Here is a 23,591-nt window from a genome sequence, read left to right as displayed (position 1 = left end):
TCGCTGGCGCATCCGCGAAGCGTTAGCGGTGCGCACACAAAATTGGGTACCGGCCTTCGCCGGTACGACGTTGAGGAGTTGCGGGTAGTGCTTAGCTTTTCGGCTTATGCGACGTCGCCATATCAAAATCGATGCCTTTGCGCCCAGGCTCCACCTCTGTGAACGCCTCCACCTCCCGCATCGTCTGCAGCGAGCGCACGTTCAGGTCGTGGTACTGGCGCGTGCCGAAACTCTTCCATTTCACGTCTTCGTCCGTCAGCGCGCGCATGACCTTGGCCGGTGTGCCCATCACCATGCTGCGCGGCGGGATGATCATGCCGGCCTTCACGAAGCTCATGGCGGCGACGATCGACTCTTCCCCGACCACCGCCTTGTCCATCACCACCGCATTCATCCCCACCATGGCATTGCGCTGGATGCGGCAGCCGTGCAGCACCGCGCCATGCCCGATGTGGCCATCGACTTCCACCACCGTGTCTTCACCCGGGAAGCCATGCATCACGCAGGTATCCTGCAGGTTGGCGCCCTCCTCCAGGATCAGGCGCCCGAAGTCGCCGCGCAGGGAGGCCAGCGGCCCGATATAGCAGCGCGGGCCGACGATCACGTCGCCGATCAGGACCGCGCTCGGGTGCACGTAGGCGCTGGGATGCACCACCGGCCGCACGCCGTCGATCTCGTACACCTTGACCATGGCTTACACCCGCTCGACGATGAGCGCGATGCCCTGCCCCACGCCGATGCACATGGTGCACAGCGCGTAGCGGCCACCGGTGCGGTGCAGCTGGTTGACGGCGGTGGTGATCAAACGTGCCCCGGAAGCGCCCAGCGGGTGGCCCAGCGCGATCGCGCCGCCGTTCGGGTTCACGTGTTCGGCGTCGTCCGCCAGGCCAAGGTCGCGCGTGACGGCCAGGCCTTGCGCCGCGAAAGCTTCATTGAGCTCGATGACATCCATCTGGTCCAGGCGCAGGCCGGTCTGGGCCAGCAGTTTTTTCACGGCCGGCGACGGGCCGAAGCCCATGATGCGCGGCGCCAGGCCGACTGTCGCCATGCCGACCACGCGCGCGCGCGGCGTCAAGCCGTGGCGGGCGGCGGCGTCGCTGGACGCCAGCAGCAGCGCGCAGGCGCCGTCGTTCAGGCTGGAGGCGTTCCCCGCGGTGACCGAGCCGTCCGGCGTCACCACGCCCTTGAGCTTGGCCAGCGCGACCAGGCTGGTCTCGCGCGGCTGCTCGTCGGTGTCGAAGACCAGTGGCTCGCCCTTCTTCTGGGGCAGCGTCACCGGCACGATCTCGTCGCGGAAATAGCCCTTGGCGTGGGCCGCGGCCCAGCGCTGCTGGCTGCGCAGGGCAAAGGCGTCCTGGTCGTCGCGGCTGATATTGAATTCGCGTGCCACGTTCTCGGCGGTTTGCGGCATGGTGTCGATGCCGTAGCGGGCTTTCATCAGCGGGTTGACGAAGCGCCAGCCGAGGGTGGTGTCTTCGATCCTGGCGCCGCGCGAGAAGGCGCTGTCGGCCTTGCCCATCACGAAGGGCGCGCGGGTCATGCTTTCGACGCCGCCGGCGATGATCAGGCTTGCTTCTCCGGCGCGGATGGCGCGGGCGGCGGTGCCGACAGCGTCCATGCCCGAGCCGCACAGGCGGTTGATGGTATTGGCCGGCACCTCTTGCGGCAGCCCGGCCAGCAGCGCGGCCATGCGGCCGACGTTGCGGTTGTCTTCGCCGGCCTGGTTGGCGCAGCCGTAGAACAGGTCGTCGATGGCAGCCCAGTCCACGTCCTTGTTGCGGGCAATGAGGGCGGCGATGGGCAGCGCGCCCAGGTCGTCGGCGCGCACGGTGGACAGCGCGCCGCCGTAGCGGCCGAAGGGGGTGCGGATGGCGTCGCAGATGAATGCGTCAATCATGGGGTCTCCTGTGTATTCAGTTCTTCGGGCGCTGGTCGACCACGCGCCGGGCCTTGCCGGTGAGCGTGCGTTCGATGCCGCCGGGCGGGCGCAGGCTGACGCGCGTGCTCACGCCCACCAGCGTCTTGATGCGATGCTGGAGTTCGCGGCCGAGCATCTCCACGTCGTCGGGCGAGAGCGAAGCGTCGCGCAGTTCGCCCAGCACCGCCAGGGTGTCGAGGTGTCCCTCGCGCGCCACCACCAGCTGGTACTGCGGCGCCAGCGCCGGCATCTTCAAGACGATTTCCTCGATCTGGCTCGGGAACACATTCACGCCGCGGATGATCAGCATGTCGTCCGAGCGGCCCGTGATGCGGCCCATGCGGCGCATGGAGCGCGAGGTCGGCGCCAGCAGGCGGGTGAGGTCGCGGGTGCGGTAGCGGATGATCGGCAGCGCTTCCTTGGTCAGCGAGGTGAATACCAGTTCGCCCTCTTCGCCATCCGGCAGGACCTCGCCGGTTTCGGGGTCGATGATCTCGGGGTAAAAATGGTCTTCCCAGATCACCGGGCCGTCCTTGCTCTCGATGCACTCGCTCGCCACGCCCGGGCCCATCACTTCGGACAGGCCGTAGATGTCGACCGCGTCGATGCCGGCGCGGGCCTCGATTTCGCGGCGCATGGCGTCGGTCCAGGGTTCGGCGCCGAAGATGCCGACCTTCAGCGAGGACTGCGCCGCATCGAGCCCCTGGCGCGTGAATTCCTCGATGATGTTGAGCATGTAGGACGGCGTGACCATGATGATCGCGGGCTTGAAGTCCTGGATCAGCTGCACCTGTTTCTCGGTCTGGCCGCCGGACATGGGGATCACGGTGCAGCCGAGTTTCTCGGCGCCGTAGTGCGCGCCCAGGCCGCCGGTGAACAGGCCGTAGCCGTAGGAGATATGCACCATGTCGCCGGCGCGCCCACCGGCGGCGCGGATCGAGCGTGCCACCACGCCGGCCCAGGTGTCGATGTCCTTCGCCGTGTAGCCGACCACGGTCGCCTTGCCGGTGGTGCCGCTGGAGGCGTGGATGCGCACCACCTGCTCGCGCGGCACCGCGAACAGGCCGAACGGATAATTGTCGCGCAGGGTCTTCTTGTCGGTGAACGGGAATTTCGCGAGGTCGGCGAGCGACTTCAGGTCATCCGGGTGCACGCCTGCGGCGTCGAAGGCGGCGCCGTAATGCGGCACGTTCTCGTAGGCGTGGCGCAGCGACCACGTCAGGCGCTCCAGTTGCAGGGCCTGCAGCTCGTCGCGGCTGGCGCGTTCGATCGGCTCCAGCTCGCCGGCTGCGGGTGTACGTTGGACCATCGTCGACCTCCTGTGTGTTGCTAAAGCTCTGCCACCATGCCGCTGACGCGGTGCGACTTCCCGCGGAACAGCGCGATCGTGCGCCCGTCCTGGCTACTGACCTTGATGTCGTAGACGCCGGTCTTGCCCTGCAGCGCCTGTTCCACCGCTTCGGCCACCAGCACGTCGCCTTCGCGCCCGGGCGACAGGTAGTCGATGGTGCAGCCGGCGCCCACGGTATTGAAGTTGTGCGAGTTGCAGGCGAAGGCGAAGGCGCTGTCGGCCAGCATGAAGATGTAGCCGCCGTGGCAGGTGGCGTGCCCGTTGAGCATGTCGGCGCGCACCGGCATCGACATGCGCGCGTAGCCGGGCCGGATCTCGTCGAGCGTCATGCCCAGCGCCTGGCTGGCCTGGTCGCGCTCAAACATGGTCTTGCCGGCCAGTTCGGCCAGCGCTTGCGCGTTGCTATGCATGGAAGCGCGCTCCTTCGCCGCCTGCCGCGAGCTTGCGGCGCAGCAGCGGCGAAACCCGGTAACGGTCTTCGCCATAGGTGGCGGCCAGGTTGGACAGCACGGTGACGACCTGCTGCAGCCCGACGCTGTCGGCCCAGGCGAGCGGACCACGTGGATAGTTCACGCCCTTCTGCATGGCGATGTCCACCGCTTCGGCGCTGCACACGCCCTGGTTGACCGCGTCGGCCGCTTCGTTGGCCAGCATGGCGACGGTGCGCATCACCAGCATGCCCGGCACGTCGTCGAAGCGCGACACGGTGAAGCCGGCGGCCTGGAACATGCCGACGACGGCGTGGTAGGCCTCGATGCTGCACTGGTCGGCGCGCGCCAGCGCGATGCGGGTGGCGCCGGCTGCATCGAGCAGCAGGTCGTAGACCACGGTGTCGGCGTGCCAGCTTTCGGCGGCGCGCTCGGTGGCGCTGCGGCCGTCGCTCAGGTAGACGGCGGCGCCCTGGCAGACGAAGCCGGGCGTGCTGTCCAGGGTTTCCTCATGCTGCAGTTCGAAGCCGGCGCCGGCCAGGCGGGCCGCCAGCGGCGCCAGTGCGGGCGACTCGCTGCCGACGATCGAGACCGATGCGGGCCGGGGTTGCGGCGCCTCGGTCTGCACGGCCGGCTTGTCGGCGCCTTCGCCGTAGCGGTAGAAACCGCGGCCGGTCTTGCGGCCCAGGAAGCCGGCGTTGACCAGCTCCTGCTGCAGGACCGAGGGGGTGAAGCGCGGGTCGCCGAAGTAGGCGTTGTAGACCGAGTTCGTGACCGAGAAATTGATGTCGTGGCCGATCAGGTCCATCAGCTCGAAGGGGCCCATGCGGAAGCCGCCGCAATCGCGCATCACGGCGTCGAGCGTGGCGACATCGGCTGCCTGTTCCAGCAGCAGGCGCAGCGCCTCGGCGTAGTACGGGCGGGCGACGCGGTTGACGATGAAGCCGGGCGTGGACTTGGCGTGCACCGGGTTCTTGCCCCAGGCTGCGGCGGTGGCGTAGACGGTGTCGGCGACGTCGCCGGAGGTGGCGATGCCCTTGACGACTTCGACCAGCGCCATCAGCGGCACCGGGTTAAAGAAGTGCATGCCGACCAGGCGCTGCGGGTGGCGCAGCGGCGCGGCGATGGCGGTGACCGAGATCGACGAGGTGTTGGTGGCCAGGATGCATTCCTGGCTCACGATGCTTTCCAGCTCGGTAAACAGCGCGCGCTTGGCGTCGAGGTTCTCGACGATGGCTTCCACCACCAGTGCTGCCTCCTTTGCTTCCTGCAGGCTGCCGATGCTGATGAGCCGCTTGCCCGCTGCGTCGGCGTCGGCGGCGCTCATGCGGCCCTTCTCGACCAGCTTGGCGAAGGTGACGGTGATGCCCTTGATCGCCGTGTCTGCGGCCCCGAGGCGGGTGTCGAACAGCAGCACCTGGTGGCCGGCGGTGGCGGCGACGTGTGCGATGCCTGCGCCCATGGCGCCGCTGCCGATGATGGCGACGATGCTGTCTTTCGCGAGTGCCTGCATGGTCTTACTCTCCCTTGAATTGAGCCGGGCGCTTGGCGATGAAGGCGGCGACGCCTTCGCGGTAGTCGTGGCTGTTGCCCAGTTCGCGCATCATCTCGCCTTCGAGTTTGAGCTGTTCCGGCAGGGTGTTGGCCCAGCTGGCCTGCAGCGCTTTCTTGGTGAAGGCCAGGCCCTTGGTGGGCGCGCTGGCGAAGTGGGTGGCCATGGCCATGGCCTGGGTCATCAGTTCTTCGTCGGGCACGCAGGCCCAGATCAGGCCCCACTGCTCGGCCTTCTCGGCGCTCAGTTTGTCGCCCAGCATGGCCAGGCCCGTGGCGCGTGCCTGGCCGATCAGGCGCGGCAGGTGCCAGGTACCGCCGGTGTCGGGGATCAGGCCCAGCTTGCAGAAGGCTTCGATGAAGCTGGCCGATTTCGCCGCCAGCACGATGTCGCAGGCCAGCGCCAGGTTGGCGCCCGCGCCGGCCGCCACGCCGTTGACGGCGCAGATGACGGGCATGGGGAGGGACTTCAGGGCCAGGACCAGGGGGGCGTAGAATTTTTCGACGGATTCGCCGAGGTCGACGGCTTGGGCGCCGGGGGCGACGGCGCGGTCTTGCAGGTCCTGGCCGGCGCAGAAGCCGCGGCCGGCGCCGGTGAGGACCAGCACGCGCACCGACTTATCGGCCTGGAGTTGGTCGAGGGCGTCGCGCACTTCGAGGTGCATGGCCTGGGTGAAGCTGTTCAGGCGATCGGGGCGGTTCAGGGTGAGGAGGGCGATGCCGTTGTTGATGCTGAATTCGATGGATTCGTAGGTCATGGATGTCTCCAATTTTATTGTTATCGCTTGCCCGTCGTTCCCGCGCAGGCGGGAACCTAATTTCGTAGCGTTTCGATTGCGCTCGCAAATTGGGTTCCCGCCTTCGCGGGAAGTCGTAGGCGCCAGTGGCGCGTACGACGGTCTTGGGGCTAGAGGGGAAAGGCGGCGCTAGCCTTATTCGGCGATGTCGAAATCCACCACCACCTTGTCCGTAATCGGAAAACTCTGGCAACTCAACACAAACCCCCTCGCCACTTCGTAGTCTTCCAGTGCGTAGTTCACGTCCATTTCCACTTGCCCGTCCAGCACCTTGCAGCGGCAGGTCGAACACACGCCGCCCTTGCACGAGTAGCGCATGTCGATGCCGGCGCGCAGGCCGGCGTCGAGCAGCGATTCCTTGTCCTTGTCCATCGTGAAGCTGGTGGCGCTGCCGTCCATGATCACGGTGACTTCGGTCAGGTGCTGCGCGCCCGCCTCGATCTTGCGCGGCTTGTGTTCGTGCTTGGGGATGCTGGCGGCGAACAGCTCGATACGGATTTTTTCCTTCGCCAGGCCGGCCTGCTGCAGCGAGCGCGAGACGCCGTGCATCATGTCTTCCGGGCCGCAGATAAACGCCACGTCGATGTCGCGGATGTCGATCCAGTGCCGCAGGAACAGGCCGCACTTTTCTTCGGTGATGCGGCCGTTGAACAGTTCGATGTCCTGCTGCTCGCGGCTCATCACATACACCAGCTTGAGCCGGTCCATGTAGCTGTCCTTGAGGTCGGTCAGCTCGTCGCGGAAGATCACGCTGGACGAGGCGCGGTTGCCGTACACGATGGTGAAGCGGCTGTTCGGCTCGGCCAGGAGCGTGGTCTTCACGATCGACAGGATCGGCGTGATGCCGCTGCCGGCGGCGAAGGCCAGGTAGTGGCGCGCGCTGCCTGGCTCGAGCGGCACGTTGAAGTGGCCCATCGGCGGCATGACTTCCAGCGTGGCGCCGGGCGCCAGGTGCTCGTTGGCCCAGGTCGAGAACAGGCCGCCCGTGGTGCGCTTGATCGCCACGCGTAGAACGTCATCCTGCACGGCCGAACAAATCGAGTAGGAACGGCGCACGTCCTCGCCGTCGATCATGGCGCGCAGGGTCAGGTGCTGGCCCTGCTGGTAGGCGAACAGGGTTTTGAGTTCGGCCGGCACATCGAAGGTGACGGCGATCGCGTCGCGCGTCTCATGCTTCACCGCGGCCACGCTCAGTGGATAGAATTTGCTCATCTTAGTGGCACTTGAAATAGTCGAAGGGCTCGCGGCAGTCGAGGCATTTGTACAGGGCCTTGCACGGGGTCGAGCCGAATTCGCTGGTCAGTTGGGTATGGGCCGAACCGCAGTTGGGACAGGAGACTTGCGGCGCGGCGCGGCTGCGGATGCCGGCGTGCAGGCCGCTGATGTCGATCGCCTGCTGCACCGGGGGCGCGATGCCATAGCCCTTGAGCGCGGCCTTGCCGGCTTCGCTCATCCAGTCGGTGGTCCAGGCGGGCGCCAGCTGGCTGACGATGCGGACCTGCTCCAGGCCGTGGGCCTGCAAGGCTTCCTTCACCGAATCGGCGATGACCTGCATGGCCGGGCAGCCGGAATAAGTGGGCGTGATCGTTACCACGCAGGCGTCGCCTTCAAACGCCACGCCGCGCACGATGCCCAGGTCCACCACCGAGATGACCGGGATCTCCGGATCGGCAACCTCGCCGAGCCAGGCCCAGACCTGTTCGAGGGTGACGCCCAGTGCGTTCATTACCACTGCGCTCCCGGATAGGCGCGCTGCAGGAACTGCATCTCGGCCAGGATGAATCCCAGGCGCTCGGTGTGGCGTCCCTGCTTGCCGCCGCGCTGCATGTAGGCATCCGGCGATGGCATCGCCAAGGTGGCTTCGCCCAGCACCTCGGCCACGTGGTCGAGGAACTGGCGGCGCAGCGCTTCCGCGGCCGGGGCAACGCCCTGCTCCACCATGGCGTTGTCGATGTCGTCGTAGATGAACATCTCGCCGCTGTACATCCACAGGTCGTCCAGCGCGGCCTGCATCTTCGCGTGGCTCACGTCGCTGCCGTCGCCCAGGCGCACCACCAGGTCGCCCGAACGGCGCAGGTGGTAAGTCACTTCCTTGATCGACTTCTGGGCGATCTCCGCGATGCGCGGGTCGCTTGATTTGGCCAGGCCGTCCATCAGGAAGTAGTGCCAGGTATCGAACAGGAACTGGCGCATCATGACGTCGGCGTAGCTGCCGTTGGGCTGCTCGACCAGCTGGCAGTTGCGGTAGTCGCCGGCGTCGCGGTGGAAGGCCAGGCGGTCTTCGTCGCGGCCCTTGCCTTCCAGTTCGCCGGCATAGGTCAGCCACATGCGGGTCTGGCCCAGCAGGTCGAGGGCGACGTTGGACAGCGCCATGTCTTCTTCCAGGGCCGGGCCCTTGCCGCACAGCTGGCACAGCTGCTGCGAGAGGATCAGTGCATTGTCGCCCTGGCGCAGCAGGTAGTCGATTTTTGCGTCCACGGCCGGGCTCACAGGTTTTTCACTTCTTCCGGCATCGGGAAGAAGGTCGGGTGGCGGTACACCTTGCTGTTGGCAGGCTCGAACAGCGCTTCCTTGTCGGACGGGCTGCTAGCCACGATGTCGTTGGCGCGCACGACCCAGATCGAGACGCCTTCGTTGCGGCGCGTGTAGACGTCGCGTGCGTTATTGACGGCCATTTCGGCGTCGGGTGCGTGCAGGCTGCCCACGTGCTTGTGGGCCAGGCCGTGCTGGCTGCGGATGAAGACTTCCCACAGCGGCCATTCTTTACTCATATTCTTGTCTCCGTGCTTTGTATTCGTCATGCGGGCCTGCGTTGGACGCGCGTTCGGCGAAGCCGAACACCCTACGCGGCCTTGGCTGTTTTCTTGTCGGCGTGCGCCACCAGGGCGTCGCGGAACCATTCGCCATCGTCCCAAGCCTTGACGCGGGTACGCAGGCGTTCGCGGTTGCAGGGGCCGTTGCCCTTCAGGACGTTCTGGAACTCGCTCCAGTCGATGGCGCCGAAGTCGTAGGAGCCGCGCTCGGCGTTCCATGTAAGGTCGGGGTCGGGCACCGTCAGGCCGAGGTATTCGATCTGGGGCACGGTCTGGTCGACCATGCGCTGGCGCAGCTCGTCGTTCGAGAACAGCTTGATGCGCCAGGCGGCCGATTGGGCGCTGTTGACCGATTCGGCATCCGACGGGCCGAACATCATGAGCGAAGGCCACCACCAGCGGTTCAGCGCATCCTGCGCCATCGCCTTCTGTTCCGGCGTGCCTTGCGCGAGGCTCATCATGATGTCGTAGCCCTGGCGCGCGTGGAAGGATTCTTCCTTGCAGACGCGGATCATGGCGCGCGCGTACGGGCCGTACGAGCAGCGGCACAGCGGGATCTGGTTGATGATGGCCGAGCCGTCCACCAGCCAGCCGATGGCGCCCATGTCGGCCCAGCTCAGCGTGGGGTAGTTGAAGATGCTCGAATATTTAGCCTTGCCCGAGTGGAGGGCATGCAGCAACTCGTCGCGCGACACGCCCAGGGTCTCGGCGGCGCTGTACAGGTACAAACCGTGGCCGGCCTCGTCCTGGATCTTGGCCAGCAGGACCGACTTGCGCTTGAGCGTGGGCGCGCGCGTGACCCAGTTCCCTTCCGGGAGCTGGCCGACGATCTCGGAATGCGCGTGCTGCGAAATCTGGCGGATCAGGGTCTTGCGGTAGGCATCGGGCATCCAGTCCTTGGCCTCGATCTTGATACCGGCGTCGATCCGCGCCTGGAACGCGGCTTCTTCCGCGCTCATGTCTTCCTCGGTGCGGACTTTCTTCAGTCCGGTCTCCACCATTTGTGCGTACATGCTAGGCCTCCATTGCAATCCCGTTCAATCCATAATACGATACAAAAAAATAGATGTACACCGAAATTTTGAATCATATTGCGACCAAGCCCATGCAGCCAAGCAGCACCAGCGACTGGATCGCCCACTTCCTCGCGACCGATCCGCCGCGCCACAAATCGCTGGTGATGACCCTGTGCGGCGACGCCATCGCGCCGCACGGCGGCGCCTTCTGGCTGGGCAGCACCATCGAGCTGCTGGGCCCGCTTGGCGTATCCGACCGGCTGGTGCGCACCAGCGTGTTCCGCCTGGTGCAGGAAGGCTGGCTGGTGGCCAGCCGCGAAGGCCGGCGCAGCCGCTACGCGCTCGAACCGAAGGCCCTGCCGCGCTTCGAACGGGCCAACCGCCGCATCTATTCGCCGCCGGGCCTGCACTGGGACGGCCGCTGGACCTTCGTGCTGGCCCCGAACGGCAGCATCGACGGCGACCTGCGCGCGCTGCTGCGCAAGGAACTCGAATGGGAAGGATTTACCATGCTGGCCACCGGCGTGATGGCGCACCCGGCGCCGTCCCGCGACACCCTGCACGAGATCCTGGCGCGCTGCGGCGCCGACGGAAAGGTCTTCGTGTGCGACGCCACCGAGCTGGCGGGCGCCGGTTCGCGCCCGCTGTCCGAGCTGGTGGGCGACGGCTGGGACCTGTCGGGCGTGGCCGCCAGCTACCGCCAGTTCATCGACGCGTTTACGCCGGTACTGGGCCTGTTGGGCAAGCAGCCCGACATTGGCCCGCAGGACGCCTTCGCGATCCGCACCCTGCTGATCCATGCCTACCGCCGGGTGCAGTTGCACGACCCGATGCTGCCGCTCGAGCTGCTGCCCACCCCGTGGCCGGGGTCGGCCGCCTATGCACTGGCCAAGGAGATCTACCTGCTGACCTACCGCCAGGCCGAGCAGCACATCATGGCGATGCTGCTGCGCGAAGACGAGACCACGCCGCCCGCCAACAGCGACTTCCATGAGCGCTTCGGTGGCCTGGCCAGAGCGTTACTGTAAAATTATCACTTTCGCTCACACCCCAACACATAAATACCGACAGGACACACCATGTCTATCAAGATCAGCAGCCAGTTCGACGCTGGCGCCATCGATGTCGTGAACGCCACAAGCGCGAACGCCATCGACCTGAACATCCGCAAGGATTCGCACGCCGACATCATCCAGTGGTTCTATTTCCGCCTGCAGGGCGCGCAGGGGCAGGCGTGCACGATCCGCTTCCTCAATGCCGGCCAGGCCGCCTATCCGGCCGGCTGGGAAGGCTACCAGGCGATGGCGAGCTATGACCGCATCAACTGGTTCCGCGTGCCCACCAGCTTCGACGGCCAGGTACTGAGCATCGAGCACACCCCGGGCATGGACAGCGTGTACTACGCCTACTTCGAGCCGTATTCGTGGGAACGCCACCTGGAGCTGCTCGACCGCGCCCAGATGTCGGAGAACGTGCGCATGCTCGATCTCGGCTCCACCGTCGACGGCCGCGACCTGAACATGCTGGTCATCGGCGAGCCGTCGCCGGAAAAGAAAAAAGTCTGGGTGATCGCACGCCAGCACCCGGGCGAGACGATGGCCGAGTGGTTCGTGGAAGGCATGCTCGACGCCCTGCTCGACCCGGCCCATCCGTTCGGACGCCAGCTCCTGAAAGAGTCGGTGTTCTACGTGGTGCCGAACATGAACCCGGACGGCTCGGTGCGCGGCAACCTGCGCACCAATGCGGCCGGCGCCAACCTCAATCGCGAGTGGCTGAACCCGACCATGGAACGCAGCCCGGAAGTGTTCCTGGTGCTGAAAAAGATGCATGAAACCGGCGTCGACCTGTGCCTGGACGTGCACGGCGACGAAGGCCTGCCTTACGTGTTCGTGGCCGGCAGCGAATCGCTCCCGACCTGGACCGACGCGCAAGCCGCCCAGCAGCAGCGCTTCATCGACGACTTCAAGATCGCCAGCCCGGACTTCCAGGACGAACACGGCTACGGCCAGACCCCGTACACGGAAGAAACGCTCACCATGGGTTCGCCGCACATCACCCACGCCTTCGGCTGCCTGTCGCTGACCCTGGAACTGCCGTTCAAGGACAACGCCAACGATCCGGACCTGCTGGTGGGCTGGGACGGCGCCCGCAGCGCACGCCTGGGCGGCGCGGTGCTGCAACCGGTGCTCAACGCCGTGCGCACCCTGGCCGCACAGGGCAAGGCATGACGGTCTTCGCCGCATCGGTATTCGACGCCACCGTGGTCTTCGAAGGCCAGGAGCTGTTCAAGGGCCGCGGCTCGGCGCAAGCCTGGGCCGAGAAGGTGGCCAGGGAGCTGGAAACCGACGTGACGGTCGAGAAGGTCGGCACCGGCTGGGTGCTCAAGGCCACGGTCGAGGGCGAGCCGCGTAGCTGGGGGATCTTCGGCCAGCGCCTGAGTCGTATCGAATTGCCAAGTTAATCCGGCTCCTGCTGCGCGCTTACAAAAATCCGTATCCGCGCAGCAACACAACTCCTGTCCAGCCGTGTTTCAGCTCGACAATAAAACACGCTTAGGACATAGTTGCAGCTGAGAAAAATCCATTCCCAGCCATGTCCTCCACTACCTCCGCTCCTACTCCGCCCGCCATTCCAGCAATCCATACTGGATCCAATTCTGCGGCCCATGCCCTGCGTGCCACTGGTACCGCGGGAGCCGATACGTTGGAAGGCAGCGAGGAAGCCGACGAGCTTTCTGGCGGTGCGGGCGACGACGTCCTGCGTGGCCTTGGCGGCAACGATATCCTGATCGGCGGCGCCGGCGACGATATCCTCGAAGGCGGCACGGGCGACGACTACTTGGAAGACGTAGAAGGCAATGACCAACTGCGCGGCGGCGACGGCAACGACTTCCTGCAAGGTTGTTTGATGACCGGCATCGCGGGCTCGACTGGACTGCTTGATGGCGGCGCCGGCAACGATGTGCTGCGCGGATATAACGGTTACGATTACGCAGGCGGCGCCGGTGACGACCTCATTGCGATTACCCTGTCCAGCACGAAGGCAATCAATACCGTGGCCAGCGGCGGCAACGGTGCCGACCGATTCGAACTGGACGTGGCAGGACCAATCCTAGGCCGACTGAGCATGAGCGGCGGCGGCGGCATCGATACCTACGTTATCTCCGGCACGGCAGCGCTGCTGGCGGGAAGCCAGCTGCACATTGCCGATTTCGCGGCCGGGCCCGGCGGCGACATCATCGACCTGTCCTGGTTCCTGCCCTACAACGACGCGGCCAACCCCTTCGCGAGTGGACTGCTGCGCTTGGTCGCCACGGGTAGCGACACCCTGGTGCAGCTACGTTCGGGAACGAGTTATGTTCCCGTCGTGCAACTGGCGGGTGTGCAGCCATCGCAGCTGGGTGCGTCCAACTTCACCGGTGGCTTCGACCCGGCCGGCAGCACGACCGGGTTGGATCTGTCCGGCACGGGCGCAGGCGACATCCTGGTCGGCGGCCAGATGAACGACCGCCTGGTCGGCAATGGCGGCGACGATATCCTGAACGGCATGGGCGGCAATGATCGCCTCGAAGGCGGTGACGGCAACGACAGCCTCGAAGGCGGCGAAGGCAATGATATCCTGCTCGGCGGCGATGGTGACGATATGCTGTTCGACACCTCCACCGAAGGCAACAACGAACTCTACGGCGGCGCCGGGAACGATGTCCTGGAGGCACGCTCGACCGGAAATAACCTGCTCGACGGCGGCGCGGGGAACGACCGCCTGCTCGGCTATAACACGGGCGACTTCCCGTCGACGGGCAAGTACACGCTGCGCGGCGGCGAGGGCAACGACTACCTGGCCGCCTACCGGGGCGCGACCCTCGAGGGCGGCGCCGGCGACGATACCCTGGTCAGCCTGGACGGCGCAGGCTGGCTCGATGGCGGCGACGGCAACGACCTGCTGGTGGCCAACGACGACGCCGGCGATACCTTGAATGGCGGCGCCGGCGTCGACCAGGTGCGCTTCGCCCAGGCCAGCACCGACTACACGGTGACGCGCACTGCAACCGGCTACGCAGTGGTCAATAACGACATGCCCGGAAGCGGCGCCCACCTGCTGACCGGCATTGAGCGCCTGCAGTTCTCCGACATCAGCGTCGCACTCGACCTCGACGGCGCCGCGGGCCAGACCTTCCGCATCTACCGGGCGGCCTTCGACCGTGCACCGGACGAAGCGGGGATGGGCTTTTGGCTATCGCAGATGGACGGCGACACCTCGCTGGTGGACATTGCAGGCGGCTTCGCGGCCTCGCGCGAATTCGTTCAGCTGTATGGCAACGCGCCGTCGAATACCGAGCTGGTGACGCGTATGTACAAGAACATCCTGCACCGCGATCCGGAGCCGGCCGGTTATGCCTTCTGGCTCGATATCCTCGACCAGGGCAAGGCCAATGTCCCGACCGTGCTGGCGTCGATCAGCGAAAGCGCCGAAAACAATGCTGCCGTGGCAGCCTTGATTGCCAACGGCATTCCCTTCATACCCTACGGCGGCTGAGCGCCACCAGTCATCCTGGGTAGCGCTTGCGCGTATCGTCTGCCGCATCCGCCACCATCTGCTGCAGCACGCTCTGGTCGACATCGGCCAGGCAACGCACGTACAGGCAGGACTTGCCCATCTTGTGCCTGCCAAGGCGCTCGCGCAGCGCATCCTGGGCAGGCGCGTCGCAGGACAGGTAGATGCTGATGTCGCCCTTGCGCGACGCGAAACCGGCCAGCGGCGCATCGCCCTCACGTCCGCTGGCATAGGTGTAGTGGTAGCTGCCGAAGCCCACGATACCGGGGCCCCACATCACCGGCGGCTCGCCGGTTACTTTTTCCATCATCGCAGCGATCGTTTCGCAATCCTGGCGCCGCGTGGCGTCCTCGATCGCGTCGAAATAGGCGCGCACGCTCGCGTCGGTCGGGACAGTCTTGTTCTCAGCCATAGGGGGTGTAGGCGAAGCCGTTGGCAATGACGGCCGCGCTGCCGCTGATGTTTTCCTGGCTCTCGCTGATCCCGGCCAGCACGTCGGCGCGCGAAACGCCGCCCTCCAGCTTGGCCATCCAGAAATCGATGCCGGCCTGCTCGGGTGCGCGGTCGAGGATGTTGGTGTAGTAGCGGGTGACCAGGTCGCGGTTCAACATGGCCGACCCGTAGGCGTCGATGTATTCCTGCGAGTCGAGGAAGCCCTGCGCCACCGCGCTGACGGACACGCCGCGGTCCAGCGCCCGGATCCAGAAGCCGACGCCGGCCGCGTCCGGCGTGCGGTTGAAGGCGGCCTCGTACAGGCGATAGGCGCGGCCGCCGATTTCGCCCACGCCCACGTCCAGCGCCACGTTGGTGTCGCGGAACACCAGGCGCTCGACTTCGGTCAGGCTGTCGATGCCTTCGGCGCCGGCGTCGTCCGCCACCGTGACATCCAGGCCCGTGCGGCTGATCGTGAAGCCGGCGCGCACGCCGGAGTACTGGGCGAAATCGCTGCCCGCCCCGCCCGAGATCCAGTCGTTCCCGCCGCCGCCGCGCAGCAGGTCGTTGCCGGCAAAGCCCATCAGGCCATCGTTGCCTGCGCTGCCGGTAATCGAGTCGTCGCCCGCGAGGAAGGGTTCGTAGAGGCCGCGCAGGTCGCCGCGCCGTTCGATATAGGGCGCCAACAGCAGGGCGTCGTGCTCCAGCCCCGTGATGCTGTAGACCAGCTCGCCGCGCATGAGGAAGGACGAGGCCTTGACCACGCCCTGCAGGCTGGTGTTAGGCGTATCGAAGAACTCGCCGTCGAAGGCTTGCCGGTAGGTGGTGTTGGCGATAAATGCCTGGCTGAAACTGGTATCGCGCAGGATCCAGTTCCAGTCCTGCACGGTGCGGAAATCGAATGCTTGGGACAATACGACTTTGGCCATGATGCCTCCGCTTGCAGGTAAGTGAAACGCTTAAAGCTCGACGCCCAGGTGCTGGTGTACCCAGGCATTGGCGTCGGCAATCGTGTCGAAATGCAGGGTGGCGATCGCCGTCTTGTCCGGCGCCAGGAAGGTCGTGTAGACCTTGCGGCTGTCGTTGCCCGAGCTGAGCAGGTCGGACTGCTGGGACAGCTCGACGGTAGCGACCAGGTCAAGGTTGAGCAACACGGTCTTCTGGCTGTTTTCCTTGTCGATACGGACGAACTGGCTCATGGCTTTCTCCTGTTCAGCTGCCGGCAATAACCATCTTCTCGATCAGGATCGAGCCGGTGGACTTGTTACCGCGGGTAAGGACATCGTTGCCGATGGCCACGATCTGCTGGAACATTTCGCGCATATTGCCCGCGATGGTGATTTCTTCCACCGGGTACTGGATCACGCCGTTCTCGACCCAGTAGCCGGACGCGCCGCGCGAATAGTCGCCGGTCACGTAGTTGACGCCCTGGCCCATCAGTTCGGTAACCAGCAGGCCGGTGCCCATCTTGCGCAACATGCCTTCGAAATCGTCGGCGCGCTTGGTCTGCGTGGACACCAGGTCGAGGTTGTGCGAGCCGCCGGCGTTGCCGGTGGTCTGCATGCCCAGCTTGCGTGCCGAATACGACGACAGGAAGTAGCCCTGCAGCACGCCGTTATCGACCACCTTGCGGCGCTGGGTTTTCACGCCCTCTTCGTCAAACGGGGCCGAGCCGACCGCCCCCACCAGGTGCGGGTCTTCGACCACATTGATGTGGCTTGGGAACACCTGCTTGCCCAGGGTATCGAGCAGGAAAGTGGACTTGCGGTAGAGCGCGCCGCCCGAGGTGGCTTGCACGAAGGCGCCCACCAGGCCGGCGGCCAGCGGCGCTTCGAACAGCACCGGGCAGGTGCGGGTATCCAACTTGCGGGCGTTCAGGCGCGCCAGGGCGCGTTCGGCGGCGTAGCGGCCGACCGCTTCCGGCTTTCCCAGCTTTTTCGGGTCGCGCGCCGAGGTGTACCAGTCGTCGCGCTGCATCTTGTTGCCCTTGCCGGCAATCGGCGCCACCGAGATGGTGTGGCGCGAGAACGGGTAGCCGCCGATGAAGCCGCGCGAATTGGCGCCGACGAAATGCGATTGCTGCACGTACACACTGGCGCCTTCGCTGTTGGTGACGCGCGGGTCGACCTCGAAGGCGGCGTTTTCGCAGCGCTGTGCCAGCTGGACGGCTTCTTCGGTGGAAATGAGCCACGGGTAGTACAGGCGCAGGTCGCGCGGGGCGGTTTCGAGCAGGTCGGCGTCGGGCAGGCCGGCGCAGTCGTCTTCGGCGGTGAAACGGGCGATGTTCCAGGCCGCTTCCACGGTATCCTTCAGCGACTTGGTGGAAAAGTCGGAGGTATTGGCGTTGCCGCGGCGCTGGCCGGAGTACACGGTGACGCCGATCCCCTTGTCGCGGTTTTGCTCGATGGTCTCGATTTTGCCTTTACGCACAGAAACTGACAGGCCGCTTCCTTCGCTGATTTCGACCGATGCGTCGGTGGCGCCCTGCGCTTTCGCGAACGCCAATACGTCGCGGGCAAGCTGTTTCAGCTGGTCCTGGGTGTGGGTAAACGCGGAGTCGTTCATATAGTGTTTTTCGTAGCGAGCCCTAAAACAGTTATCATAGCAGCCGTTTACAGTTTTCACTGATCGGCCCAAGGCCAATCGGAACAATCACCATCATGCCAAATCCAAACCGCGGCTCCGTCGGCTTCCAGTCCAGCGAATTCGAGCAAGAATACGAACGCCCGTCCAAGTCGGAGGCCAAACGCCATTCGAACGAGTTGCAAAAACTCGGCGAACAGCTGGTCGACGCGCCGCGCGACCGCGTCAAGCGCGTCGAGATGCCGGAAGACGTCAAGGAAGCCATCCTCACCTGCCAGAGCATCAGCAACCACGAAGGCCGCCGGCGCGCCCTGCAGTTCGTGGGCAAGAAGATGCGCACCCTGGACGAGGAAGAAATCGCCGTCATCCAGCGCAGCATAGACAGCTGGAAAGGCGCCTCCAAGGCCGAAACCGCCTCCCTGCACGCGCTGGAACGCCGCCGCGAGAAGCTGCTCACCGACGACAAGGCCCTGACCCAGCTGCTGGAAGAGAACCCGGAACTGGACGTGCAGCACCTGCGCACCCTGATCCGCAACGCGCGCAAGGAGCAGGCGGAGAACAAGCCGCCGAAAGCCTACCGCGAGATCTTCCAGATCCTCAAGGACCTGACCAAGAAGTCGAAGCAGGCCGACGCCGGCGACGAGGAAGCGGCCGATGACGAGTCCGACGACGAGTGACGCGCCGCTGGTGATCGGCCTGGTGTCGGTGTCGGACCGCGCCAGCGGCGGGGTGTATGAAGACAAGGGCATCCCCGCCCTGGCGGACTGGCTGGCGCAGGCCATCACCACGCCCTACCGCCTGGAAACCCGCCTGATCGCCGACGAGCGCGCCGACATCGAACGCACCCTGGTCGACCTGGTCGACACGGTGGGCTGCCACCTGGTGCTCACCACCGGCGGCACCGGCCCGGCGCGGCGCGACGTCACGCCCGAGGCCACCATCGCCGTGGGCACCAGGGAAATGCCCGGCTTCGGCGAGCAGATGCGCCAGGTCAGCCTGCGCTTCGTGCCGACCGCCATCCTGTCGCGCCAGACCGCGGTGATCCGCGAAACCGCCACGCACGCCGCGCTGATCATGAACCTGCCGGGCCAGCCGAAGTCGATCAAGGAAACGCTGGAGGGCCTCAAGGACGACGCCGGCAACACGGTCGTCGGTGGCATCTTCGCCGCGGTCCCCTACTGCATCGACCTGATCGGCGGCCCGTACATGGAAACCAACCCTGCCGTGAGCAAGACCTTCCGCCCCAAGTCGGCGCTGCGTCCCGCCACGCCGTAACATCTTAGGACTTGCATGAACCAGCTGCTGGAAAACATCGAAATCGAGACCGCGCCGAACCCGCAAGTGGCGGTCATCTGGCTGCACGGGCTGGGCGCCGACGGCAACGACTTCGTCCCGCTCGTCAATGAGCTCGACCTGGCCGGCCTGCCCGGCATCCGTTTCGTGTTCCCGCATGCGAAGACCATGCCGGTGACGATCAACGGCGGCTACGTCATGCGCGCCTGGTACGACATCGTCGTCTCCGACCTCACCCGCCGCGAAGACGAAGGCGGCCTGCGCGCCTCGCAACTGGACGTGGAAGCCCTGATCGCCCGCGAAAAAGCCCGCGGCATCCCCGCCTCGCGCATCATCCTGGCCGGCTTCTCGCAAGGCTGCGCCATGACCCTGCAGACCGGCATGCGCCATCCGGAGAAACTGGCCGGCATGCTGTGCCTGTCGGGCTACCTGCCGCTGGCGAACGTCGCCGCGGAAGAACGCAGCCAGGAGAGCCTGGGCACGCCCGTGTTCATGGCCCACGGCCGCCAGGACGGCGTGGTGCCCTTCGCCCGCGCCCAGGCTTCGCACGAGGCGCTCAAGGCGATGGGCTACCAGGTGGAGTGGCACGAGTACATGATGCAGCACTCGCTGTGCCTGGAAGAGGTGCAGGATATGTCGAAGTGGATTCGGAAGGTGGTGGGGTAAGCGGTTCGACTCCGCTTGCTTTCACCGTTACCCTCAAGACCGTCGTTCCGGCGCAGGCCGGGACCCAATTTCGTCGCATCACGTTTGCGCGTGATTGATGCGTTGGTGGTGTGCGTAAGACTTGGGTTCCGGCCTTCGCCGGAACGACGGTTTTTAGGGCGGTGGCTAAAGCAATCACTGCTTCAACGCCACCTCCACCGCATCCGCCAGCCTCGACACGATCTCCGACAAATCCGCCGCCGTTGCAATGAACGGTGGCGCCAGCAGCACGTGGTCGCCGAACTGGCCGTCGATCGTCCCGCCCATCGGGTAGACCATCAGACCGTTCTCCATCGCCCTGGCCTTGATCGCCGCGTGCAGCTTGCGCTCCGGGGCGAACGGGGTCTTGCTGGCGCGGTCCTGGACGAACTCCAGCGCCAGGAACATCCCGCGCCCGCGGATATCCCCCACGTGCTCGTGGGTCCCGAACACGTCGCCCAGCATGCGCCGCAGCGTGGCCCCGCGGCTGCGCACCCGCGCCAATAAATCGTCGCGTTCGATCACCTTCTGCACCGCCAGCGCCGCCGCAGCCGCCACCGGGTGGCCGATATACGTGTGCCCATGCTGGAAGACGCCGCTGCCGCTTTTCAGGCAGTCGACGATGGTCTGGTGCGCCAGCACCGCGCCGATCGGCTGGTAGCCCGCGCCCAGGCCCTTGGCGATGGCGATGATGTCCGGCGCCACGCCGTCCTGCTCGATCGCGTACATGGTGCCGGTGCGGCCCATCCCGCACATGACTTCGTCGGCGATGAACAGGATGCGGTAGCGGTCACAGATGTCGCGCACGCCCTGAAAGTAGCCGGGCGTGGGCGGGATCGCCCCGCCGGTGGCGCCCACCACCGGTTCGGCGCAGAAGGCGATGATGTTTTCCGGGCCGGCTTCGAGGATGCGGGTTTCCAGTTCGTCCAGCAGGCCGGCGGTGTAGTCGTCCGTGCTCTGGTGCGCGGCGCGGCCGCGGTATTCGTAGCAGGGGCCCACCCGCACCGTATCCATCAGCAGCGGCGCGAAGGCCTTGCGGCGCCACTCGTTGCCGCCCACCGCCAGCGCGCCCAGGGTGTTGCCGTGGTAGCTCTGGCGGCGCGCGACGAACAGCGTGCGCTGCGGCTCCCCCGCCTCCACCCAGTACTGGCGCGCCAGTTTCAATGCCGTCTCCATCGCTTCCGAGCCGCCCGAGACCAGATAGACGCCACCAATGTCGCGCGGCGCGCCGGCCACCAGGCGGTCGGCCAGCTCCTCGGCCACGTCGGTGGTGAAGAAGGCGGTGTGGGCGTAGGCGCAGCGGTCGATCTGGCGGTGCATGGCGGCGATCACGTCCGGGTGCCCATGGCCCAGCGAGGACACGGCCGCGCCGCCGCTGGCGTCGATGTAGACCCGGCCGGCGCTGTCGCGCATGCGGATGCCGTCGCACGAGACCGCGAGCGGCGGGACGTGGCGCAGGTTGCGGTGGAGGATGTGGCTCATTGCGGCTCCCGTCGGGTGAGAATGACGCTTGACAATAAGCGTGCGGCGCGCCGGTTCTTTTGATTTTTGACGGACCCTGTGCAATTATTTTCCAATTACAACAGAGACCGCCCACCATGACCGAGCGCCTCGGGCCGATCGCCCCTGAAGACATGACGCCGGCCCAGCGCGCCGCGGCCCAGGCCATCATCGACGGCCCGCGCGGCGCGGTGTACGGCCCCTTCGTGCCGCTGCTGCGCAGCCCCGAGCTGATGGAGTACGCCCAGCGCATGGGCGAATACCTGCGCTACCGCAGCGCGATCGGCGTGCGCCTGTCGGAACTGGCGATCCTGGTGACGGCGCGCCAGTGGAGCCAGCAGGTGGAATGGGCGATCCACGCGCCGATCGCGGCGCAGGTGGGGATTCCCGAGTCGGTGATCGGCGCGATCGCGCAACGGCGGCGGCCGGAGGGCATGCTGGTGGATGAAGCGGTGGTGCACGACTTCTGCGTCGAGCTGCACGAGGGGAAGGCGGTGTCGGACCGGGTGTATGCGGACGCGCTGGCGCTGTTCGGCGAACAGGGGGTGGTGGATTTGATGGGGCTGAACGGGTATTACACGTTGCTGGCGATGGTGATGAATACGGCCAGGACGGCGGTGCCGGGGGTGGGTGGGGAGGGGTTGCCGGACTAGCGTTTGCGTTTTGGTTTACTCACGCAAAATTGGGTTCCGGCCTTCGCCGGAACGACGGTTTTGAGGGTGGTGGTGCAAACTACGCCGTCACCGTAACACTCGAAAAATAAACCAACGTCGTCCCGGCGCAGGCCGGGACCCAATTTAGCAGCGTAGCAATAACGCGCGATTACTTCGCAAAACCCACCACCTCCTGCTGCTGCTGCTCCCCCAAGCCCGCAATCCCCAGCCGCAGCTTGTCCCCCTTCTTCAGGAAGCGCTGCGGCGAGCGTCCCATCCCCACGCCCGGCGGGGTGCCGGTGGTGATGATGTCGCCCGGCTCGAGCGTCATGAAGCGCGACACGTAGCTGACGATGTGGGCCACCGTGAACACCATGTTCGAGGTATTCCCCGACTGCATGCGCTTGCCGTTCAGTTCCAGGTACAAGTCCAGGTCCTGCACATCGAACACGTCGTCGCGCGTGACCAGGAAGGGGCCGACCGGGCCGAAGGTGTCGCAGCCCTTGCCCTTGTCCCACTGCGAGCCCATCTCGAACTGGAAGGCGCGCTCGGACACGTCGTTGACCACGCAGTAGCCGGCCACGAACTTGAGCGCGTCTTCTTCGCTCACGTACTGCGCGCGGGTGCCGATCACCACGCCCAGCTCCACTTCCCAGTCGGTTTTCTTCGACCCCTTGGGCAGCTGCACCGGGTCGTCCGGGCCGGACAGGCAGCTGATCGCCTTGGTGAAGAACACCGGTTCCGCCGGCACCGGGGCGCCGGTTTCCGCCGCATGGTCGGCGTAGTTCATGCCGATGCCGATGAACTTGCCGACACCTTTCACCGGCACGCCCAGGCGCGGGTTGCCGCGCACCAGCGGCAGCGTCTTCCAATCGAGCTTCGCCAGCTTGCGCAGGGCCTTGTCGCCCAGGGTCGCGCCGTCGATGTCGTCGATGATTGCGGACAGGTCGCGCAGGCGGCCCTCTTCGTCGAACAGGCCCGGCTTTTCCTTGCCCGGGCGGCCATAGCGCACCAATCTCATGCTTGTCTTCCTGATGATGTAACAGGCGGCGATGATACCAAGGATCGGGCGGGGCGGCTCACAGGCCCAGCAGGTAGGCGCTGATGTCGCGCGCATCGCGCTCGCTCACGCCCATGTTCGGCATCGCCGTGTTCGGGTCGATCGATTGCGGATCCTGGATCCAGCGCATCACATTGGCCTGGTCGGTCGGCAGCGCACCGGCCATCACCCTGGTCTTGGCGAGCTCGCCGAGTGGACGGCCGACATACACTTTCGAGCCGGGCACGCCGGGGATCATGTGGCAGGAATTGCAGGCGTACTGCGTCACCGCGATCTTGCCGCGCAGGGTATCGCCGCGCACCCCGGGCGGCGGCGGCGTCGGCGAGCAGCCCGCCAGCAGCAGCGCCAGGGCCGCCACGCGCAGCGCGCTCATTTCGCCTCTCCCGGCGCGGTGGCCGCGCGGTAGTCCTGCGCGCTCATCGCGGGCAGCACCGTCACAAAGGCCACCACCGCCCAGATCTCGTCCTCGCCGAGGTGGTATTCCCAGGCCGGCATGCCGCTCATCTTGATCCCGTTTTTGGTTACCCAGTACAGCTCGCGCGCTTCCCAGCGCTGGGTGGCATCGACCAGCGGGCCGGGAATCGGCTGCATGCTCATGCCGATGGTGGCCTGCGCGACACCGGGGCCGCCATGGCACTGCACGCATTTGTCGCGGTAGACCCGGGCGCCGAGCTGCAGCTGCTGCGCGCTTCCCAGCGGCGGCACCTTGATTTCCTGCGCATGGTGGCGCACCGACTGCTTCATGCCTTCTTCCAGCACCGAGTACACGAAGGGGAAATGCTGGGCCGTGGCCCCGATGTTGTACCAGCCGCCGTACAGGACGGCCAGGCCGGCGGCGCCCGCGGTCACGCCGGCGGCAAGCAGCGTCAGTACAGCGGTCTTGAGCATCAGCCGGTGGCGATTGGAGAGCATGGCAGGGGGTGCGCCCGATTGGAGTAGTTAAAAAAAATACATTATT

The 23,591-nt window shown here is 66.0% G+C and carries 27 protein-coding genes; 8 read left to right on the top strand and 19 right to left on the bottom strand.

The window, feature by feature from the left end:
• Positions 1-91: 91 nt before the first annotated feature.
• The 11 genes from paaY to paaA all read right to left on the bottom strand — a co-directional run bounded on the left by paaY (position 92) and on the right by paaA (position 9,871).
• Positions 92-691, bottom strand: coding sequence for a phenylacetic acid degradation protein PaaY (paaY, locus tag BM031_RS15280; protein ID WP_091875422.1), 600 nt, complete (start codon positions 689-691; stop codon positions 92-94).
• Positions 692-694: 3 nt separating this feature from the next.
• Positions 695-1,897 (bottom strand): 3-oxoadipyl-CoA thiolase, encoded by a 1,203-nt coding sequence (gene pcaF, locus BM031_RS15275; protein ID WP_091875421.1) that lies wholly within the window; start codon positions 1,895-1,897, stop codon positions 695-697.
• A 16-nt stretch (positions 1,898-1,913) separates the two neighbouring features.
• Positions 1,914-3,227 (bottom strand): phenylacetate--CoA ligase PaaK, encoded by a 1,314-nt coding sequence (gene paaK, locus BM031_RS15270; RefSeq protein WP_091875420.1) that lies wholly within the window; start codon positions 3,225-3,227, stop codon positions 1,914-1,916.
• A gap of 20 nt (positions 3,228-3,247) precedes the next feature.
• Positions 3,248-3,679, bottom strand: coding sequence for a hydroxyphenylacetyl-CoA thioesterase PaaI (gene paaI / locus BM031_RS15265; RefSeq protein WP_091875419.1), 432 nt, complete (start codon positions 3,677-3,679; stop codon positions 3,248-3,250).
• Positions 3,672-5,210: a 3-hydroxyacyl-CoA dehydrogenase PaaH gene (gene paaH / locus BM031_RS15260; RefSeq protein WP_091875418.1), complete on the bottom strand. Its 1,539-nt coding sequence runs from the start codon at positions 5,208-5,210 to the stop codon at positions 3,672-3,674. The genes paaI and paaH overlap by 8 nt, the downstream gene beginning before the upstream one ends.
• Before the next feature lie 4 nt (positions 5,211-5,214).
• Positions 5,215-6,006 (bottom strand): 2-(1,2-epoxy-1,2-dihydrophenyl)acetyl-CoA isomerase PaaG, encoded by a 792-nt coding sequence (paaG, locus tag BM031_RS15255; protein WP_091875417.1) that lies wholly within the window; start codon positions 6,004-6,006, stop codon positions 5,215-5,217.
• 174 nt (positions 6,007-6,180) lie between these two features.
• Positions 6,181-7,257: a 1,2-phenylacetyl-CoA epoxidase subunit PaaE gene (gene paaE, locus BM031_RS15250; protein WP_091875416.1), complete on the bottom strand. Its 1,077-nt coding sequence runs from the start codon at positions 7,255-7,257 to the stop codon at positions 6,181-6,183.
• Position 7,258: 1 nt separating this feature from the next.
• Positions 7,259-7,771 (bottom strand): 1,2-phenylacetyl-CoA epoxidase subunit PaaD, encoded by a 513-nt coding sequence (paaD, locus tag BM031_RS15245; protein ID WP_091875415.1) that lies wholly within the window; start codon positions 7,769-7,771, stop codon positions 7,259-7,261.
• Positions 7,771-8,523 (bottom strand): 1,2-phenylacetyl-CoA epoxidase subunit PaaC, encoded by a 753-nt coding sequence (gene paaC, locus BM031_RS15240; protein WP_091875475.1) that lies wholly within the window; start codon positions 8,521-8,523, stop codon positions 7,771-7,773. The genes paaD and paaC overlap by 1 nt, the downstream gene beginning before the upstream one ends.
• An 8-nt stretch (positions 8,524-8,531) precedes the next feature.
• Positions 8,532-8,816, bottom strand: a complete 285-nt coding sequence (paaB, locus tag BM031_RS15235) for a 1,2-phenylacetyl-CoA epoxidase subunit PaaB (RefSeq protein ID WP_091875414.1) — start codon at positions 8,814-8,816, stop codon at positions 8,532-8,534.
• A gap of 71 nt (positions 8,817-8,887) precedes the next feature.
• A complete protein-coding gene (paaA, locus tag BM031_RS15230; RefSeq protein ID WP_091875413.1) occupies positions 8,888-9,871 on the bottom strand; it encodes a 1,2-phenylacetyl-CoA epoxidase subunit PaaA in 984 nt (327 codons plus the stop codon).
• A 92-nt stretch (positions 9,872-9,963) separates the two neighbouring features.
• Between paaA and paaX the strand changes: the two genes are divergently transcribed.
• From paaX to BM031_RS26240, 4 genes are all read left to right on the top strand, one after another.
• Positions 9,964-10,902 carry a phenylacetic acid degradation operon negative regulatory protein PaaX gene (gene paaX / locus BM031_RS15225; RefSeq protein WP_091875474.1) on the top strand — a complete coding sequence of 313 codons (939 nt, stop codon included), beginning with the start codon at positions 9,964-9,966 and terminating at the stop codon, positions 10,900-10,902.
• Between the two features lie 51 nt (positions 10,903-10,953).
• On the top strand, positions 10,954-12,102 hold the full coding sequence (locus BM031_RS15220) for a M14 family metallopeptidase (RefSeq protein WP_091875412.1): 1,149 nt from the start codon (positions 10,954-10,956) through the stop codon (positions 12,100-12,102).
• Positions 12,099-12,335, top strand: coding sequence for a hypothetical protein (locus BM031_RS15215; RefSeq protein WP_091875411.1), 237 nt, complete (start codon positions 12,099-12,101; stop codon positions 12,333-12,335). Before BM031_RS15220 ends, BM031_RS15215 begins: the two co-directional genes overlap by 4 nt.
• A gap of 131 nt (positions 12,336-12,466) precedes the next feature.
• Positions 12,467-14,410 carry a DUF4214 domain-containing protein gene (locus BM031_RS26240; protein WP_143084605.1) on the top strand — a complete coding sequence of 648 codons (1,944 nt, stop codon included), beginning with the start codon at positions 12,467-12,469 and terminating at the stop codon, positions 14,408-14,410.
• Between the two features lie 10 nt (positions 14,411-14,420).
• Here the strand turns inward: BM031_RS26240 and BM031_RS15205 are convergent, their stop codons facing one another.
• The 4 genes from BM031_RS15205 to pmbA are packed head-to-tail and all read right to left on the bottom strand — an operon-like array spanning position 14,421 to position 17,425.
• Entirely contained in the window at positions 14,421-14,840 is a 420-nt protein-coding gene (locus BM031_RS15205; protein ID WP_091875409.1) for a DUF1801 domain-containing protein, read from the bottom strand.
• Positions 14,833-15,789, bottom strand: coding sequence for a DUF4214 domain-containing protein (locus BM031_RS15200; protein WP_091875408.1), 957 nt, complete (start codon positions 15,787-15,789; stop codon positions 14,833-14,835). The genes BM031_RS15205 and BM031_RS15200 overlap by 8 nt, the downstream gene beginning before the upstream one ends.
• Positions 15,790-15,819: 30 nt before the next feature.
• Entirely contained in the window at positions 15,820-16,059 is a 240-nt protein-coding gene (locus tag BM031_RS15195) for a hypothetical protein (protein WP_091875407.1), read from the bottom strand.
• Positions 16,060-16,072: 13 nt separating this feature from the next.
• Positions 16,073-17,425: a metalloprotease PmbA gene (gene pmbA / locus BM031_RS15190; protein WP_091875406.1), complete on the bottom strand. Its 1,353-nt coding sequence runs from the start codon at positions 17,423-17,425 to the stop codon at positions 16,073-16,075.
• Between the two features lie 95 nt (positions 17,426-17,520).
• On the opposite strand from pmbA, the gene yjgA reads away from it, so the two are divergent.
• The 3 genes from yjgA to BM031_RS15175 are packed head-to-tail and all read left to right on the top strand — an operon-like array spanning position 17,521 to position 19,402.
• Positions 17,521-18,120: a ribosome biogenesis factor YjgA gene (gene yjgA, locus BM031_RS15185; RefSeq protein WP_091875405.1), complete on the top strand. Its 600-nt coding sequence runs from the start codon at positions 17,521-17,523 to the stop codon at positions 18,118-18,120.
• A complete protein-coding gene (gene mog / locus BM031_RS15180; RefSeq protein ID WP_091875404.1) occupies positions 18,098-18,718 on the top strand; it encodes a molybdopterin adenylyltransferase in 621 nt (206 codons plus the stop codon). Before yjgA ends, mog begins: the two co-directional genes overlap by 23 nt.
• Positions 18,719-18,733: 15 nt before the next feature.
• A complete protein-coding gene (locus tag BM031_RS15175; RefSeq protein ID WP_091875403.1) occupies positions 18,734-19,402 on the top strand; it encodes an alpha/beta hydrolase in 669 nt (222 codons plus the stop codon).
• A gap of 174 nt (positions 19,403-19,576) precedes the next feature.
• Here the strand turns inward: BM031_RS15175 and BM031_RS15170 are convergent, their stop codons facing one another.
• Positions 19,577-20,902, bottom strand: coding sequence for an aspartate aminotransferase family protein (locus BM031_RS15170; protein WP_091875402.1), 1,326 nt, complete (start codon positions 20,900-20,902; stop codon positions 19,577-19,579).
• Positions 20,903-21,018: 116 nt separating this feature from the next.
• On the opposite strand from BM031_RS15170, the gene BM031_RS15165 reads away from it, so the two are divergent.
• Complete coding sequence (locus BM031_RS15165; protein ID WP_091875401.1) at positions 21,019-21,573, top strand: carboxymuconolactone decarboxylase family protein; 555 nt, start codon at positions 21,019-21,021, stop codon at positions 21,571-21,573.
• A 169-nt stretch (positions 21,574-21,742) separates the two neighbouring features.
• Here BM031_RS15165 and BM031_RS15160 read toward each other — a convergent pair whose 3' ends face one another.
• Genes BM031_RS15160 through BM031_RS26005 form a run of 3 tightly spaced genes read right to left on the bottom strand, consistent with a single transcriptional unit; the run spans position 21,743 to position 23,545 of the window.
• Positions 21,743-22,594, bottom strand: a complete 852-nt coding sequence (locus BM031_RS15160; RefSeq protein ID WP_091875400.1) for a fumarylacetoacetate hydrolase family protein — start codon at positions 22,592-22,594, stop codon at positions 21,743-21,745.
• Positions 22,595-22,652: 58 nt separating this feature from the next.
• The gene (locus tag BM031_RS26010) at positions 22,653-23,006 is read right to left on the bottom strand and encodes a c-type cytochrome (protein ID WP_229408922.1); all 354 of its coding nucleotides are present in this window, start codon (positions 23,004-23,006) and stop codon (positions 22,653-22,655) included.
• Positions 23,003-23,545 carry a c-type cytochrome gene (locus BM031_RS26005; protein ID WP_229408921.1) on the bottom strand — a complete coding sequence of 181 codons (543 nt, stop codon included), beginning with the start codon at positions 23,543-23,545 and terminating at the stop codon, positions 23,003-23,005. The genes BM031_RS26010 and BM031_RS26005 overlap by 4 nt, the downstream gene beginning before the upstream one ends.
• Between the last annotated feature and the right edge of the window lie 46 nt (positions 23,546-23,591).

This window comes from Massilia yuzhufengensis (assembly GCF_900112225.1).
Classification (GTDB): domain Bacteria; phylum Pseudomonadota; class Gammaproteobacteria; order Burkholderiales; family Burkholderiaceae_D; genus Telluria; species Telluria yuzhufengensis.
The sequence above is the reverse complement of the archived record's forward strand: the minus strand, read 5'-3'. Positions and strand labels throughout refer to the sequence as shown.